The sequence below is a fragment of the Bradyrhizobium sp. AZCC 2176 genome (genome assembly GCF_036924645.1).
GTDB lineage: Bacteria > Pseudomonadota > Alphaproteobacteria > Rhizobiales > Xanthobacteraceae > Bradyrhizobium.
Genome location: NZ_JAZHRX010000001.1, coordinates 6,657,765 through 6,672,881, shown reverse-complemented (window position 1 = coordinate 6,672,881; position 15,117 = coordinate 6,657,765). Strand labels below are relative to the sequence as shown.

Below are 15,117 nucleotides of genomic sequence, written 5' to 3'. Positions count from 1 at the left end.
AGCCGCAGGGTAGCGCCTCGCTTCGCCCAAGCCGCACGGCCCGCAGCCGTGCTTGATTGATCAGTTCTTTGGGGAAGATACCGCTCGCCGCGAGGATGTCATTGCCAACGTCGAAAGATGACGCTGGCGTTGACGCCTCCGAAGCCGAATCCATTCGAAATCGCATGCTCTATCGTCATGCGTCTGGCCTCACGAGAGACGAGGTCGACGCCTTCCGCGGCCGCGTCGCCGTTTTCGAGATTGAGGGTGGGCGGTGCGACCTGGTCGCGTAATGCGAGGATCGTCAAGATCGCTTCCGCTCCCCCGGCTGCGCCAAGCAGATGACCGGTCGCCGATTTGGTGGCGCTGACGGCAATTTTACCGTCGCGGCCGAACACGGATTTGATCGCTTCCAGTTCGGAAACGTCGCCAACCGGCGTCGAAGTGGAATGGGCGTTGAGATGCTGGATGTCACCGGGCTTGAGGTCGGCCTGCCGCAAGGCGCCTTCCATCGCGCGCCGCGCGCCGTCTCCGTCCTCCGGTCCTGAGGTGATGTGGTAGGCGTCAGCCGTCGTGCCATAACCGGCAATTTCCGCGATCGGTTGGGCGCCGCGGCGGAGCGCATGTTCCAACTCTTCGATGACGAGGATACCGGCACCTTCACCCATGACGAAGCCGTCGCGGTCGCGGTCGAAGGGGCGGGACGCGCGCGCTGGCGTTTCGTTGAAGCCCGTCGAAAGGGCCCGGGCAGCGGCGAAGCCGCCGAGGCTCACGAGATCGATGCAGGCTTCCGAGCCGCCGCAAATCGCAACGTCGGCTTCGCCGGTTCGAATGAGGCGTGCGGCATCGCCGATCGCCTGCACGCTCGCGGCGCAAGCGGTGACGGGCGTCCCGATGGGACCCTTGAAGCCGTAGCGGATGGAAATATGACCGGCCGCGAGATTGGCGAGAAAGGACGGCACGGTGAAGGGTGAGAGGCGCCTGACCCCGCGCTGATCGGTGGTGCGAACTGCCTCGACAATTGCCGGAAAGCCTCCGATGCCCGATGCGATCACGGTCGCCGTGCGCTCGAGCGAGTGTGCGTCGGAAGGAGTCCATGCCGCTTGTGCAATGGCCTCGGCCGTTGCGACCAGGGCGAACAGGATGAAGCGATCCATCCTCCGCTGATCCTTGGGAGGAACGACCAGATCCGGATCGAAGCCTCCAGCCGGATCGTCGGCCTTTGTCGGCACGATTCCAGCGACCCGTGCGGGAAGGGGAGCTGCCCATTCGGGAAGGGCAGCCAGCCCTGAACGGGCCTCGAGCAGGCGGGACCATGCCAACTCACTGCCGCAACCCAGCGGTGATACCAGTCCCAACCCTGTAACGACGACACGACGCATAATGAGATTACCTTCCAATCTTGATCCATCGTCGCTGATGGCAGCTAAGCTGCCATTCGCAGCAGATCGATGATCTCGGCTTCGTTTTTGAAGGGCCTCGGATTGGCCTGTACGAAGCGATGACTGATTGCAATCTTGCTAATCGGATCGAATTTGTCTTCGCCTATGCCGACGTCAGCGAGTCGGACAGGTAGTCCAAGCGATTTTGTGAATGCTGCAAAGGCGTCTGCGGCGTCGCCACCCGGGGCGCCAAGAGCCGTCGCCAAACGCTTCTGCGCATCCTCGGTGAATGGCTTGTTGTAGCGAAGAAGGCTCGGCATGATGACGGGTGTGCAGTAGTAGTGGGGAACCCCGAAGGTGCCTCCAAGCACATGGCCAATGCCGTGGCTTGCTCCCATCGGGACGCGTGCCTGGAGGCCATAAGATGCGAGCCATGAGCCGTATTGAGATAGTCGACGCGCCTCCAGATCATCAGCTTGCTGCAAGGTCCGGAGCATTCCCTCGCGCAGAATGCGGATGCCCGCCAAGACGACTTCGTCAGCTAACGGGGTGCCGGCGGGCGAGCACAATGCTTCGATACCGTGATCCATCGAGCGCGTTCCCGATCCCATCCAAAGGTTCGATGGCGTTTGAAGGGTGAGGGCAGGGTCGAGGATAATCGCCAGTGGCATCATTTGGGGATGGAAGAAGATCTGCTTCAACTTATGGCGCTCATCCGTGACGAGCGCTGCTGCATTGTATTCGCCGCCATTCAGCGTGGACGGTATTGCGATCTGTCGGACTGTGGGCGAAAGGAACGGAGAGAAGTTTACCCCCGGGCCCATGGGAAATGGATCGAAACCGGCTTCATCGCGGATATCATGTTCCATCGCCATGATGACGATCTTAGCGAGATCGATCGCGGAGCCTCCCCCAATAGCCACGATTAGATCAGCTTCTGCGTCATTAGCTTGACGGGCCACCTCGGCAGCCTGCTTACGCGTCGTATGCTGCGCAATTCCATCGAAGGTCGCCACATGTTTGTCGCCAAGAGCACGACGAATCTTCTCAATCTCATCCGTCTTGGTGTTCAAGGTTCGACTGACGATGAGGAAGATGCGTTTGGCATCGAGTCGCACCGCCTCATCTTTCAAAGCGACAGCCGCAGCTCTGCCATAAACGACACGATCGATTGTCGGAAAATTATGGATCCCGGATTTGCGCATTTTTTTGTCCTCCATGAGCTTATAAAATAACTAGCCATTAAGCGGCGGCAGCTTCGCGAACCTGTTTGGCCGCCGCCTTCAGAAGGGCCTGAGCCAGATCGGGGTCGTTGACGACGCGCGACAGCGTCAGCGCACCTACCATCGTCGAGAGAATGGCCATCGCTTTGCCTTTGGGATTCTTGCCGTTGGTTTCGGCAATCAATCCGCTGAGGATTTCGAGATGGTCTTTGATCCCGGCTTCGAATGACGCTTTCACGTCGCTGCCCTGTCTGGCGGCATCTGAGCCGAGCGCCACGATCGGGCAGCCGTCCATTTTTTCATCGCGATGGCCGGCGCTGAGGTAGAACGCGACCACTGCGCCGAGCGGATCCTTGGGTTTCGCCGCGGTAGCGGCCAACCATCGGAGGGTGGCGCTCTCCAATGCCCGCTTAGACGACTGCGCCGCCAAGTCCTCCTTTGACGCGAACTGCTTATAAAAGGCGCCTTGGGTGAGCCCGGCACCCTTCATCAGATCCTTGAGGCCGATGCCATCAAAGCCGCACTCCCGAAACAGGCGACTTGCGACATTGATTACAGTTTCGCGGTTTTCCGCGGCCTGAATGCGGCTCACGCGCATTGTAGGTCTCCCCATGTTTTAGATGGCAGTCGAAATCTATATCACTATAGAGTTCGAACGCAATCTATTTGGTGAGGCCGCAGGCCATGAAAGTGATGCGTCAAAGTTAGTTCGATAACAGAATTGACGCGCGCTGGACGACGGTGTCCCGTGACTTCCCCAGCTGGCGTTCGACGTCCGATCGCGCGTGGTCTCCATGAGGCGATGGCCTGCAAAAAGCAGATTTGCCGGAATGGTTTAGCTCTTAAGTTTCAGCCCGCGCCCCGAGCGTGCGAGCGGGCCGGGGAGCGATAATCTAAAGTGCTTGACGAGTTCTAAAAAAGAACTGTAAGCTGTAGCAGCGACGTACCCCGGAAGGTGCGCGTTTGGGAGGACGAGCAATGTTGATGAAATGGAAGGCCGTGGCGGCTCTGGCTTTACTTTTGAGCGGGCCTGCATTCGCGGCTGAAGAGCCCGGAATTTCAGCGACGGAGATTAAGGTCGGCGGCGTTTTTCCCTTCAGCGGACCGGCGTCATCGATCGGTCTCGTAGGGAAGGGACTTATCGCCTACATTCAGTTGGTGAACGACCGCGGCGGCATTAACGGACGCAAGATCAACTACATCGCATACGACGATGCATACAGCCCTCCCAAGGCGGTTGAGCACGTTCGCAAACTTGTTGAGAGCGATGAAGTGTCGTTCATGTTCGGCCAACTCGGCACCCCGGGCATCTCGGCTACGGCAAAATACCTGCGGTCGAAAGGGGTGCCTAGCATCGCAATTATCAGCGGGTCATCCAAGTTCACCGAAGTCACTAATTACCCGCTGACCACGACAGGTCTTGTCAGCTACGACACTGAAGGAAAAATCTACGCCAAATATCTGACGAAGGCGCTGCCATACGCCAAGTATGCCATCCTCTATCAGAACGACGACCTCGGCAAAGACTACCTCGCCGCCTTCAAGGCGTTTCTCGGCAAGGATTTCGACCGGAAGGTCGTGAGCGCTTCCTATGAGGTCACCGAACCGACGGTTGATTCACAGGTCGTCAATCTAAAGAGCTCCGGTGCGGAGGCTCTTGTGATCGCCGGCACACCGAAGTTCGCGGCGCAGGCCATCCGGCAAGCCTCCGTGATCGGCTGGAAGGCGACCGTGATCATTAATTTTCCTTCCGGCTCGGTCGGAGGCACGCTCGCGCCCGCCGGTCTCGACAAATCTGTCGGCGTGATCGTCGGCACGACCAACAAGGATGTTCTGGATTCGGCGTGGAAGGATGACCCGGGCATGCAGGCCTTCAGGGTGTTTTTCGACAAGTATTTGCCGGGCGCCGACATCACCAATGGAAGTTATCTGACCGGCTATCAGCAAGGCATCCTGCTCGAGCAGATTCTGAAGCAATGCGGCAATGATCTATCGCGCAAGAATATTCTTGCACAGGCCAAGAACCTCAGGGATTTCGTCGTTCCGACGGCGCTGCCAGGCATCAAGGTCAACACCACCGATACAGAGAACATGATCTGGACGCAGATGCGATTGCAGCGGTGGAGCGGCACGAGCTGGCAAGCCTTTGGGGAAGTGCTGGACGCCAAGTCCGAGTGACCTCGCATGGGCGAAGCGACGGCGCGGCAGTTCGCGCGTTGAGTGTGAACTGCCGGCCGGTGGCCGCCTGATTGACGGCTTGCAGCGTTGGCGCAGCAGCGATGGGCACCAGGAGTGGTGAATCGAGTCTCGCGCGCTGATCGGATATCGCAGCAATTCAGGAGATTATTTTCGATGTCGAGGGCACTGACGTTTGCGCCGAGGGAGCTTTCCATAGAGCGTCGAACCGACGGCACGCTCATGTTGAGCTCGCCCCTTGAGTTGGGAAGGTGTGACTGGCGCATCACGGATTTTCTTCCGACCTGGGCAGGTTCCGTTCCGGATAGAATTTTTCTCGCGCAACGCAATGCGAATGGGGGGTGGGACGAGATCACCTATAGCGAAGCATGGTTGCAGGTTCAGGCGGTCGGCCAAAGCCTGATCGATATGGGAGCAAAGCCGGCTGACAAGCTTGCTGTACTTTCAGGAAACTCCATCGAGAACGCGGTGATCTCGTTTGCCGCAATGTCGATAGGGGTGATCCTGGCGCCGATATCGCCAAACTACACGCTGATGCCCGGCGGCTTGGCTCGTCTCAAGGACATAGCGGAAGCGCTGCGCCCGAATTTCGTTTTCGTTCAGAGCGCGAGCGGCTTTTCCGCCGGGCGCTCCATTCCCGAACTGGCAGCCGCGACCTGGATCAGCGTCGATGGTGGGCCGGACACCGCGCCTTTCGGCGCACTGACATCCCGAACCGGGAGCGAAGGATTTGCGGATGCTTCACGGGCAATTTCTTGCGACGTCGTTGCAAAGATTCTCTTCACATCCGGTTCGACCGGTTTCCCCAAAGGCGTGCTCAACACCCACCGCATGATGGCGAGTTCCTTGCAGATGGGGAGTCTGCTGGTATCTCCTCCGGACGCGCCGGTGCAGGTTGAGTGGCTGCCCTGGCACCATACGATGGGCAGTAACGTCATCCTTCACAGCATTCTCAAGAATGGCGGAACTCTCTACATCGACGATGGCCGGCCGCTGCCTCAGCTCTTTCACAAGACGGTCGCGAATCTCAAGGAGATTTCGCCGACCGCCATGTTCAACGTACCGGCCGGCTACAATCTCTTATGTGACGCAATCGAGAACGACCGTGATCTTGGCGCCAGCGTGTTCAGGCGGATGGACAGATTGAGCTATGCCGGGGCTGCGATCTCGCAGGGCACGCTTGAAAAACTCTATCGGCTGACATGGTCGATCACCGGCCGGCGAATTCCGGTCATGTCGGGCTACGGCACCACCGAAACGGCCCCGACAATCAGTACGACTCATTGGGCGACGGACCAGCCGGGAGAGATCGGTCTTCCCGCGCCGGGTCTTAAGTTAAAACTCATCCCTGTTTCCGATACTTACGAGGCAAGGGTCAAGGGACCCAACGTTACGCCAGGTTATCTTGGAAGGCCGGATTTGACCGAAAAGGCCTTCGATGAGGAAGGGTTCTATCGCATCGGCGATACCGTCTCGTTTCTGGATCCTCAGAAGCCGGAGCGTGGGCTGCGTTTTACAGGCAGAATTTCCGAGAACTTCAAACTCGCGAACGGCACATGGGTCTCGATCGGGAATATGCGCGCGGCGATTTTGGCGGCGACGCGCGGCGTATTGCTTGACATTGTCGTTGCGGGAGAAAATCGTGAATCGTGCGCGCTGCTCTGCTGGTTGAATCCTACCGAGGCGGCGCGGATTTCGAAGACCTCAGCGTCGGATTTGACCTGCGACCCTCTCGTGATTCAATTTCTGAAGGATCGTTTTCAGGAATACAATGAAACCGTTGGAAGCAGTGAAAGAATCTGTTCATTCTCGCTGCTCAAGGATCCGCCGTCACTGGCGGCGGGAGAAATCACCGACAAGGCCTACGTCAACCAACGTGCTGTGCTGAAGCATCGCTCTGACCAGGTCGAGCGTCTCTACTGCAACGAAGCAAATCGAGATGTGATCCAGGTCTGAGGGCGAGTTCAGCCGTCCGCGACCGTTGCCGGACATCTCGTGTCCTCAGGTGACGCCGGCGGACATTCGCTCGCGGTCCGATCTACCGAGCGAGACCTTCGATGCAGCGTCCGGCTAAGCGGCCCACCTTAAGCGGCTTTGCGGCGCGGCTTTGCCTTCTTCTCCGGCGCCGCCTTTGCCGGTGGGGTGCTTCGCGCCCCAGGGCCAGGGTGAGTATGGACTTCCTTGGCCGAAAGCGGCTCGCCGCACTCCGAGCACACCATGACTGGATCGAAGTTCTTGCCGCATTTTCGGTGCTGGTGCAGCAACGGCCGCCCGCGTACGTCGACCATGTGCGTGTCACCCCAATGCACGATTGCCATCATGATCGGATAGAGATCGAGTCCTTTTTGGGTGAGAATATATTCATGCCGTTTGGGCGACTCCTGATAGGGAATGCGGCGCAGCACGCCTTGCCGGACCAGCTTCTTCAGCCGTTCTGCGAGCAAATGGCGTGTAATTCCAAGCGCGGACTGAAATCCTTCGAAGCGGCGCGTGCGCAGAAAGCATTCGCGCAGGATAAGTAGGGTCCAACGGTCGCCGATCACGCCGATCGTGCGGGCCATCGAACATGGCTCTTCTTCAAGGGCATCCCATCGCATTTGCTGCTCTCCAATCCATCCGGCGCCCTGTTTTCACTCGAATCGTCCAGGGAACCTCAGCTTTTCCCCACCATTCTAGATAGGTACTCAGCTCCAAACAATCCCCTACGAACGGTGTGAAGGCAGCTGAATCTGCAGAAGTTTGACAGTTCGATTTTAGAACTGTAAAGAGGAGTGCCAGCCGGATCTCGGCTATCGAAGACCAAACCTGATCATCCAATGCACTCGCGGGAGGAGCCGACATGCCCCTGAAGGTTGAATTCCAGTTCGATTTCGGCAGCCCGAACGCTTATTTGGCTGAACTAGCCATTCCAGGGATCGAGCGGCGTACCGGCGTGAAATTCGAGTACGTCCCGGTTCTGCTTGGCGGCATCTACAAGGCGACGGGCAACATGTCGCCCTTCGACTCTCTTCGCGGAATCAAGAACAAGCCGGAATACCAGGCGCTAGAGACCCAACGATTTATCCGGCGCCACAACATCACGAAATTCCGTCAAAATCCGTTCTTTCCGGTCAATACGCTGATGTTGATGCGGGGGGCTGTCGCTGCCCAATTCGAAGGCGTGTTCGAGCCTTATTTCCGCGCCGCCTACCATCACATGTGGGAAGAACCGAAGAAGATGGATGACCTCGAAACCTTCCGAAACGCATTCATCTCCTCGGGGATCGATATTGACCGGTTGATCGGGCGCGCCCAGCTGGATGACGTCAAGAAGAGGCTGATCGACCTGACTAACGATGCAGTCAGCCGGGGAGCATTCGGCTCGCCGACTTTCTTCGTTGGAACGGAAATGTTCTTCGGCAAGGATCAGCTTCGTGACGTCGAGGAGTCGATCGTCGAACAGACCAGGCAACCTGTTCCCAAGACGGCCTAGTAGTGGCCACTGTCCCAGGTTAAGTGGCGAAAGACAAAACCCTCGGACCTAAAGCAGAAGTAAAAATCAGGGAGAATGCCCATGCCTGGCCCGCTTAGCGGTGTTCGTGTCCTCGACCTGACCGGCGTTGTGTCGGGCCCGTTCGCGACCATGTTTCTGGCGGATCAGGGCGCCGACGTCTTGAAGATCGAGCCGATCGGCGGTGACATCACCCGCCGCAGCCGTGCCACGATCGACAAGGACGGCGAGTTTTCCGCGCTGTTCATCTCTTCGAACCGCGGCAAGCGTTCGCTGTCGATTGACGTCAAGAGCACGGCTGGCCGCGAGGTGCTCGCCAGGCTGGTCACGCAGGCTGATGTGCTGGTGCAGAACTTCCGGCCCGGCACCATGGAGCGCCTCGGACTCGGGGTGGAAGAGTTGCGCAAGCGGCATCCGCGCCTGATCTACGTCTCGATCAGCGGCGTTGGCGATACCGGCCCGTACGTGAAGAAGCGCGTCTATGATCCGATCATTCAGGGCCTGTCGGGCTTCGCCGATATCCAGTCCCAGCCGGTCACAAATCGTCCGCAGATGATCCGCACGATCGTATGCGACAAGACCACCGCGGTGTTCGCCGCACAGGCGGTGGCGGCAGCGCTCTATGCCCGCGAGAAAACCGGGCAGGGCGATCATATTCAGATCGCTATGCTCGACGCGATGATTTCGTACCTGTGGCCGGAAGGCATGATGCAGTATACCGTCGTCGGCGCCGAGGCAGCCGCCGCCGACCCCAACGACCGGCCCGATCTCGTGTTCAAGACCAGCGATGGCTACATCACCGCCGGTACTATTTCGGATTCCGAGTGGCAGGGCTTTTGCCGCGCCTCCGGCGATCCCGAACTTGCCAACGATCCTCGGTTTGCGACACCATCGGCGCGTTCGGTCAACGCCACGGCGCGCATCAACAAGATGGCGGAATACATTGGTCAACACACCACCGCCGAATGGCTGGAGCGCCTCGACGCTGCCGACGTGCCGTGCGCGCCGATCCTGCGCCGGGGCGAAATCATCCACAATGAACAGGTGATCGCGCGCGGCATCATCGCAGAGTTCGATCAGCCGAAGGTCGGGCGGGTGCGGCAGCCGAAGCCGGCGGCCCGCTTTGAGATCAATGAGGGCGCGATCGGCGGGCCTGCTCCCCGGATCGGCGAGCACTCGCGCGACGTGTTGCGGGAATTGGGTTACGACGATAGCGCCATCGACAAAATGGTCGCCGGGCGCAGCGTTCGCGTGGCCGTCTGAACCGAAGCCCCCTTCGCGACCGGCGAACCTCTGTCAGCCCTTCGCCGCGGCAGGGGTAATCGGTGACACCGGGACATTCGCCGCCACAGCCCGCCGATAAGCCTCCCGCCCCTGGATACGTTCGAGATAGGGTTGCGCGTTGTCGCAAATACCGACGCCGTAAGCGATGGCCCAATCCAGGCAAGTCGTGAGCAGAATGTCAGCGCTGGTAAATTGGTCACCCATCAAGAACGTCCGCCCATCTGCCAGCGCCACCTCAACGTGTCGCAACTGTTGCCGAAAATACTCGCCGGCTTGTGCGACGACTTCGGGCGCAACTCCATAGATGTGGCCCAATGCGTCTGCGCTATGGCGGCGCATGACGTAGAGGCTGGTGGAATCGAGTTCGGCCACGATGAAGAAGCACCATTCCAGCCAAGCGGCGAACTCGCGCTGGGTCGCGGGAATCAGTGAACGGTCGGGCGTCGAATAGGTTCGCGACAGATAGGCGACGATTGCGGCGCTTTCGCCGATGCAGAAATCGCCGTCCTGCAGCAAGGGAATCTTCTGGCGCGGATTGAGCCTGGTGTATTCAGCGGTTTTGGTCTCGCCTGTCCGCGGCCCGATTGGCTTGGATTTGTAGGACAAACCAAGTTCGTGCATGGCCCAGTGCGGGCGAATGGTGCGGCTTGTGCCAACGCCCCACAGGGTAAGGTTTGGCGTCACGTTCATGTTACCACTTCTCCACGGACGGACGCAGATCGAGCTCGTGGGTCCAGCCATCCCTGCTTTGCTGGTGGGTGAACCAATAGGCGTCAGCAATGGAGGAGGTCTTGGTCAGGCTATTCGGGGGAATTTCGCTTGCCTCGATCCCTTTTGCGGCTTTCATGCGCTGGTGAATCGCCTCGCTGTCGACGCCGGCGTCGATCAGGAGATGCACGACATGAATGTTCTTCGGTCCGAGCTCGCGCGCCATCGCCTGGGCTACTGCTCGAAGTCCGAACTTCGCTGAAGAAAATGCCGCAAACCCCTGGCCGCCACGTACACTGGCGGTCGCACCCGTAAAGAAGATGGTGCCGCGTCCGCGCGGCAGCATGAAGCGGGCAGCCTCACGTCCGACCAGGAAGCCGCCGTAGCAGGCCAATTCCCAAGCCTTGAAGAACAGCTTCTCGGTTGTCTCCAGCAGTGGCTTGTTGACGTTCGATCCTGCGTTGAAGAGGCAAACCTCGATGGGCCCGAACTCTTTTTCGATCCGCGCGAATATGCCTTGGACCTCTGCTTCCTGGCGGGCATCGACGCTGAAGGCGTGAATGTTATGTCCCTCAGCCCTCAGCTCGCCCACGAGCCCCTGGGACTTAGATGCATCGCGCCTGCAGATGCAAACTGTATAGCCGCCCTTCGCAAAACGCCGGGCGACGGCGGCTCCGATGGCATCGCCTGCACCTACAAGTATCGCTACGCCGCGGCTCTCTGCCATTCGGTTTCCTGTATTAGTTCGTATTTGATACTGTAATCGTAGCGGCGGCAAGATACGTTGTAAATCAGGATTTTCGCCTGTTCTAACGAATAATTTGGCAGCCACGTTGTCCCTTAGGAACCTCGTGATCAGAATTAGGGATTGACGAGTTCTAAAAAAGAACGTTAGATAGTTGGCGGACGGCCGCGCTGCAAAGCGGCACGGTTTGGTCGGGAGGTCGGTCGTGGCGGAGCTTTCAAAGGCGATCAATCTCGACGAGATTGCTGTCGGCTCGCCGCGCCGCGTCCATGGCGTGACGGCAAGGCAGGTTGCCGAAGCCCCCGACCGGATCGCGCTGGTCGAGAACGGGGCGTCCAGCAGCTACCGAGATCTGGAGCTGCGCGTTAGAGAGATCGCTACCGTCCTCTCCTCGCTTGGAATCAGAACGGGCGACTTCGATGTGCTGCGTTCTCACCACGTGGTTTGCACGTTGCTGCCGGGAGTGGAAGGGCGCCTCAGAACGATCGACGGCATACCACTCTCAAAGGAACAAGTCGGAGAACTCCACGTGCGCGGGCGCAACGTGGTGCGCGGCTATCTCCGTGCACCTGACCTTACAGGCAAAGTGATCGACGGCGAAGGCTGGTTCAATACCGGTTATGTTGCTCGCTTTGACGGCGATTGCCTGTACATTCTCGGCCGTACCAAGGAAATGATTGGCGCCCTCTCGGCCAAGATCGAGGCAATTCTCAATTCACGCAAGGACGTGCAATCCGCCGTCATCGGACGAGGCCTTAATGGCGACGGGGAGCTTTTCGCATTCGTGCAACCGTCGCCGGGATCGCGCGTCAAGGTGACGCATCTGATACATTCCATCGAGCCTTGGCTCACTGCGTATATGCCGCTGCCGAAAATCGTCTTCGTCGATGTCTTACCGGGAAGCTCAACCGGCAAGATGCGCGAGCATGAACTCGCGGCCTGTTTCCATCGCGACCGAGCTGCTGCCAAGCAGGTGGCGAGATTCCAGCGACGAACTCACTTAACCTGACCGGGAGAACGCCTTTGCAAAAGAGAAACGCAACCGTGGCCGTGATCGGCGCCGGGGACTTTATCGGCGGCGAGATCGCAAAGAAGTTCGCCTCAGAGGGCTTCACGGTGTTTGCCGGGCGCCGTAACGGCGCCAAGCTCGAGCCGCTCGTCAAGGAGATCGAGAAGGCCGGCGGCGAAATTCACGCGCGCTCCCTCGACGCACGCAAAGAGGAGGAGATCATTTCCTTCCTCGGTGATGCCGACAAGCACGCGCCGCTCGAGGTTTGCATCTTCAACATCGGCGCTAACGTCAATTTTCCAATTCTGGATACCACCGAGCGGGTGTTCCGCAAGGTATGGGAGATGGCTTGCTACTCCGGCTTTCTCGCCGGCCGGGAAGCGGCGCGGCTGATGGTGCCGCGCGGCAAGGGCAATATCTTCTTCACCGGCGCGACCGCGAGTCTCCGCGGTGGGGCTGGTTATGCGGCGTTCGCCAGCGCCAAGTTTGGCCTGCGCGCCGTGGCACAAGCGACCGCACGCGAGTTGGGGCCCAAGAATATTCACGTGGCGCATCTCATCATTGATTCCGGCGTCGATACCGAATGGGTGCGCCAGCGGCGGATCGAGGCGCTCGGTCCGAATGCCCTCGACGATCCCAATGCTTTGATGCCGCCGTCCTCGGTCGCAGAATCCTATTGGCTGCTTTATCAGCAGCCCAAAAGCGCCTGGACCTTTGAACTGGAGATTCGTCCCTTCGGCGAGAAGTGGTAGCTGGAGCTTCTCACGATGGAACTCAATCTTTCCAGCGAGGACGCAGCTTTTCGTGACGAGGTGCGCGCTTTTATTGCGGAGAACTACCCGCAGGAAATGCGCGTTCCAAACCCCGAGACCGATCTGACCAAGGAGCAGTCGCTGCTCTGGCACCGCATCCTCCACAACAAGGGTTGGGTGGCTCCGCTCTGGCCCAAGGAGTATGGCGGCCCCGGCTGGTCGGTCACGCAGCGCTTCATCTTTGAACAGGAGACCTCGCGCGCCGGGACGCTGCCACCGCTGGCATTCAGCGTCACGATGGTGGGGCCGGTCATCTACACCTTCGGCAACGACGCGCAGAAAAAGAAGTATCTGCCGCGGATTCTCTCCGGGGACGACTGGTGGTGCCAGGGCTATTCGGAGCCGGGCTCCGGTTCCGACCTCGCTTCGGTTCGCACCAAGGCGGTGCGCGACGGCGACCACTACATCGTCAACGGCCACAAGACCTGGACGACGCTGGCCCAGCATGCCGACTGGATCTTCTGCCTGGTGCGGACCGATCCTTCGGCAAAGCCCCAGGCCGGCATCTCCTTCCTGTTGATCGACATGAAATCGCCCGGCATCACCGTGCGACCCATCATTACCATCGACGGATCGCATGAGGTGAATGACGTCTTCCTCGAGGACGTGCGGGTGCCCGTCGAGAATCTGATCGGTGAGGAGAACAAGGGCTGGACCTACGCAAAATTCCTGCTCGGCAACGAGCGCACCAGCATGGCCGGAATCGGCCGCTCCACGCGCTATCTGAACCGGCTGAAGAAGATCGTGAAGGCCGAGATTCCGGTCGATGATCCGGCGCATCTCGAATTCCGGCGGGATATCGCCCGCATCGAGCTCGACGTCTTGGCGCTGGAGGCGACCGAGCTGCGCGTGGTGGCGCAGATGGCGCGGGGTATCGATCCGGGTCCCGCGGCATCCCTGTTCAAGATACGGGGCACCGAAATCTTCCAGAGCATCACGGAGTTGACCCACCGTGCGATCGGCAATTACGGGCTTGCGCTTCGTGAGCAGCCGGTGAGCGCCAACCGCTTCATGCCCGGGCCGGACTATGGCCATACCGCGTCGGAGAAATACCTGAACGCGCGCAAGCTCAGCATTTACGGCGGATCAAACGAAATCCAGCGCAACATCATTGCCAAGGCGGTACTTGGCCTTTGAACCAGCAAAGCGGGACCTCGAATGGATATCCAGTTCACTGAAGAGCAGGAAATGTTGCGGTCAAGCGTGCAGCGTCTGCTCCGCGACCAGTATGATTTCGATGCGCGCCGCGGGATCGTTGCCTCCGACGAAGGCTGGAGCCGGACACAGTGGTCATCCTTTGCTGAGCTCGGTTTGCTTGCCGCGCCATTCTCGGAAGAGGCCGGCGGCCTCGGCGGCGGTCCGCTCTCGACGATGATCGTGATGCACGAGTTCGGCCGCCATCTCGTGGTCGAACCCTTCGTCGAGACCATCGTGCTCGCCGGGGGCTTGCTCGAAAGCGAGGGGTCTCCCGCGCAGAAGAGCGAATTCATTCCCGACATCATCGCAGGAAAGTCGATCTGGGCGCTTGCCTGGACCGAGAAAGCGTCACGTTTCGATCCAGCCAATGTCGCGACGACGGCGCGACGCGAGGGCGATGACTACATACTGGTTGGCGAGAAGGCCGCGGCGATCGCCGCTCCGTGGGCGGATTATCTGATTGTTTCCGCACGCACCGCGGGGGACCAGCACGACCGCGACGGCGTCAGCATGTTCATCGTGGATCGCCAGGCGGCGAATCTGCATCTGCGAACTTTCAAGACTATTGACGGCCGCCGCGCTGGCGAGATCAGCCTGGACGGCGTAAGGGGCCGCTTGCTCGGCGGGGAGGGTGCGGGTGTCGCCGCGCTGGAGGCTTGCCGTGATCGCGCCATTGCCGCGTTGTGCGCCGAAACAGTCGGCGCCATCGGGGAGCTGAACGCAGCGACACTGGAGTACAGCAAGACCCGAAAACAGTTCGGCGCGACGCTCGGCAGCTTCCAGGTGCTGCAGCACCGCATGGTCGACATGTTCATTGCGCATCAGGAGGCCCTCTCTTTGATGCAGCATCTCACCCTGAGCCTGGCAGCCAATGAGCCCGGCCTGTCCAGGCTCGCGTCCGGCGCAAAATCGAAGATCGGCTACGCCGCAAGGTTCGTCGCCGATCAGGCCGTGCAGCTTCATGGCGGCATGGGCATGACAGACGAGCTCAATGTGGGGCACTATTTCAAGCGAATTTCCTCCATCAACATCCAATTCGGCGATCCCGCGTTCCACGTGCTGCGTTACGCGCAGCTCGACGCGGCCGCCTAA

14 protein-coding genes are annotated in these 15,117 nt (G+C 59.6%); 8 read left to right on the top strand and 6 right to left on the bottom strand.

The window, feature by feature from the left end; translation table 11 throughout:
* Positions 1–98: 98 nt before the first annotated feature.
* Genes fabF through V1288_RS31615 form a run of 3 tightly spaced genes read right to left on the bottom strand, consistent with a single transcriptional unit; the run spans position 99 to position 3,182 of the window.
* On the bottom strand, positions 99–1,361 hold the full coding sequence (gene fabF / locus V1288_RS31625) for a beta-ketoacyl-ACP synthase II (RefSeq protein ID WP_334360746.1): 1,263 nt from the start codon (positions 1,359–1,361) through the stop codon (positions 99–101).
* A 44-nt stretch (positions 1,362–1,405) separates the two neighbouring features.
* Entirely contained in the window at positions 1,406–2,566 is a 1,161-nt protein-coding gene (locus tag V1288_RS31620; protein WP_334360745.1) for an iron-containing alcohol dehydrogenase, read from the bottom strand.
* 37 nt (positions 2,567–2,603) lie between these two features.
* Positions 2,604–3,182, bottom strand: a complete 579-nt coding sequence (locus V1288_RS31615) for a TetR/AcrR family transcriptional regulator (protein ID WP_334360744.1) — start codon at positions 3,180–3,182, stop codon at positions 2,604–2,606.
* Between the two features lie 380 nt (positions 3,183–3,562).
* Here V1288_RS31615 and V1288_RS31610 point away from each other — a divergent pair, with 380 nt between their 5' ends.
* Together V1288_RS31610 and V1288_RS31605 are read left to right on the top strand one after the other, a co-directional pair.
* Entirely contained in the window at positions 3,563–4,762 is a 1,200-nt protein-coding gene (locus V1288_RS31610; protein WP_334360743.1) for an ABC transporter substrate-binding protein, read from the top strand.
* Positions 4,763–4,936: 174 nt separating this feature from the next.
* Positions 4,937–6,736, top strand: a complete 1,800-nt coding sequence (locus V1288_RS31605) for an AMP-binding protein (RefSeq protein ID WP_334360742.1) — start codon at positions 4,937–4,939, stop codon at positions 6,734–6,736.
* 128 nt (positions 6,737–6,864) lie between these two features.
* Here V1288_RS31605 and V1288_RS31600 read toward each other — a convergent pair whose 3' ends face one another.
* Positions 6,865–7,377, bottom strand: coding sequence for a winged helix-turn-helix transcriptional regulator (locus V1288_RS31600; RefSeq protein WP_212423383.1), 513 nt, complete (start codon positions 7,375–7,377; stop codon positions 6,865–6,867).
* A 242-nt stretch (positions 7,378–7,619) separates the two neighbouring features.
* On the opposite strand from V1288_RS31600, the gene V1288_RS31595 reads away from it, so the two are divergent.
* Both V1288_RS31595 and V1288_RS31590 read left to right on the top strand, forming a co-directional pair.
* The gene (locus tag V1288_RS31595) at positions 7,620–8,252 is read left to right on the top strand and encodes a 2-hydroxychromene-2-carboxylate isomerase (RefSeq protein WP_334360741.1); all 633 of its coding nucleotides are present in this window, start codon (positions 7,620–7,622) and stop codon (positions 8,250–8,252) included.
* 81 nt (positions 8,253–8,333) lie between these two features.
* A complete protein-coding gene (locus tag V1288_RS31590) occupies positions 8,334–9,533 on the top strand; it encodes a CaiB/BaiF CoA transferase family protein (protein ID WP_334360740.1) in 1,200 nt (399 codons plus the stop codon).
* Positions 9,534–9,566: 33 nt separating this feature from the next.
* Here V1288_RS31590 and V1288_RS31585 read toward each other — a convergent pair whose 3' ends face one another.
* Positions 9,567–10,244: a glutathione S-transferase family protein gene (locus tag V1288_RS31585; protein WP_334360739.1), complete on the bottom strand. Its 678-nt coding sequence runs from the start codon at positions 10,242–10,244 to the stop codon at positions 9,567–9,569.
* Between the two features lies 1 nt (position 10,245).
* Entirely contained in the window at positions 10,246–10,989 is a 744-nt protein-coding gene (locus V1288_RS31580; RefSeq protein WP_334361455.1) for an SDR family NAD(P)-dependent oxidoreductase, read from the bottom strand.
* 223 nt (positions 10,990–11,212) lie between these two features.
* On the opposite strand from V1288_RS31580, the gene V1288_RS31575 reads away from it, so the two are divergent.
* From V1288_RS31575 to V1288_RS31560, 4 genes are read left to right on the top strand one after another with little or no spacing between them, the layout of a single operon-like run.
* The gene (locus V1288_RS31575; protein ID WP_334360738.1) at positions 11,213–12,016 is read left to right on the top strand and encodes a hypothetical protein; all 804 of its coding nucleotides are present in this window, start codon (positions 11,213–11,215) and stop codon (positions 12,014–12,016) included.
* A gap of 14 nt (positions 12,017–12,030) precedes the next feature.
* The gene (locus V1288_RS31570) at positions 12,031–12,768 is read left to right on the top strand and encodes an SDR family oxidoreductase (protein WP_334360737.1); all 738 of its coding nucleotides are present in this window, start codon (positions 12,031–12,033) and stop codon (positions 12,766–12,768) included.
* A gap of 15 nt (positions 12,769–12,783) precedes the next feature.
* Positions 12,784–13,965, top strand: coding sequence for an acyl-CoA dehydrogenase family protein (locus V1288_RS31565; RefSeq protein WP_334360736.1), 1,182 nt, complete (start codon positions 12,784–12,786; stop codon positions 13,963–13,965).
* A gap of 21 nt (positions 13,966–13,986) precedes the next feature.
* Positions 13,987–15,117 carry an acyl-CoA dehydrogenase family protein gene (locus V1288_RS31560; RefSeq protein ID WP_334360735.1) on the top strand — a complete coding sequence of 377 codons (1,131 nt, stop codon included), beginning with the start codon at positions 13,987–13,989 and terminating at the stop codon, positions 15,115–15,117.

Excerpts from the sequence above, each read along its gene's own strand:
- fabF (WP_334360746.1), bottom strand. The coding sequence starts at position 1,361 with ATGCGTCGTGTCGTCGTTACAGGGTTGGGACTGGTATCACCGCTGGGT.
- V1288_RS31620 (WP_334360745.1), bottom strand. The coding sequence starts at position 2,566 with ATGCGCAAATCCGGGATCCATAATTTTCCGACAATCGATCGTGTCGTT.
- V1288_RS31615 (WP_334360744.1), bottom strand. The coding sequence starts at position 3,182 with ATGCGCGTGAGCCGCATTCAGGCCGCGGAAAACCGCGAAACTGTAATC.
- V1288_RS31610 (WP_334360743.1), top strand. The coding sequence starts at position 3,563 with ATGTTGATGAAATGGAAGGCCGTGGCGGCTCTGGCTTTACTTTTGAGC.
- V1288_RS31605 (WP_334360742.1), top strand. The coding sequence starts at position 4,937 with ATGTCGAGGGCACTGACGTTTGCGCCGAGGGAGCTTTCCATAGAGCGT.
- V1288_RS31600 (WP_212423383.1), bottom strand. The coding sequence starts at position 7,377 with ATGCGATGGGATGCCCTTGAAGAAGAGCCATGTTCGATGGCCCGCACG.
- V1288_RS31595 (WP_334360741.1), top strand. The coding sequence starts at position 7,620 with ATGCCCCTGAAGGTTGAATTCCAGTTCGATTTCGGCAGCCCGAACGCT.
- V1288_RS31590 (WP_334360740.1), top strand. The coding sequence starts at position 8,334 with ATGCCTGGCCCGCTTAGCGGTGTTCGTGTCCTCGACCTGACCGGCGTT.
- V1288_RS31585 (WP_334360739.1), bottom strand. The coding sequence starts at position 10,244 with ATGAACGTGACGCCAAACCTTACCCTGTGGGGCGTTGGCACAAGCCGC.
- V1288_RS31580 (WP_334361455.1), bottom strand. The coding sequence starts at position 10,989 with ATGGCAGAGAGCCGCGGCGTAGCGATACTTGTAGGTGCAGGCGATGCC.
- V1288_RS31565 (WP_334360736.1), top strand. The coding sequence starts at position 12,784 with ATGGAACTCAATCTTTCCAGCGAGGACGCAGCTTTTCGTGACGAGGTG.
- V1288_RS31560 (WP_334360735.1), top strand. The coding sequence starts at position 13,987 with ATGGATATCCAGTTCACTGAAGAGCAGGAAATGTTGCGGTCAAGCGTG.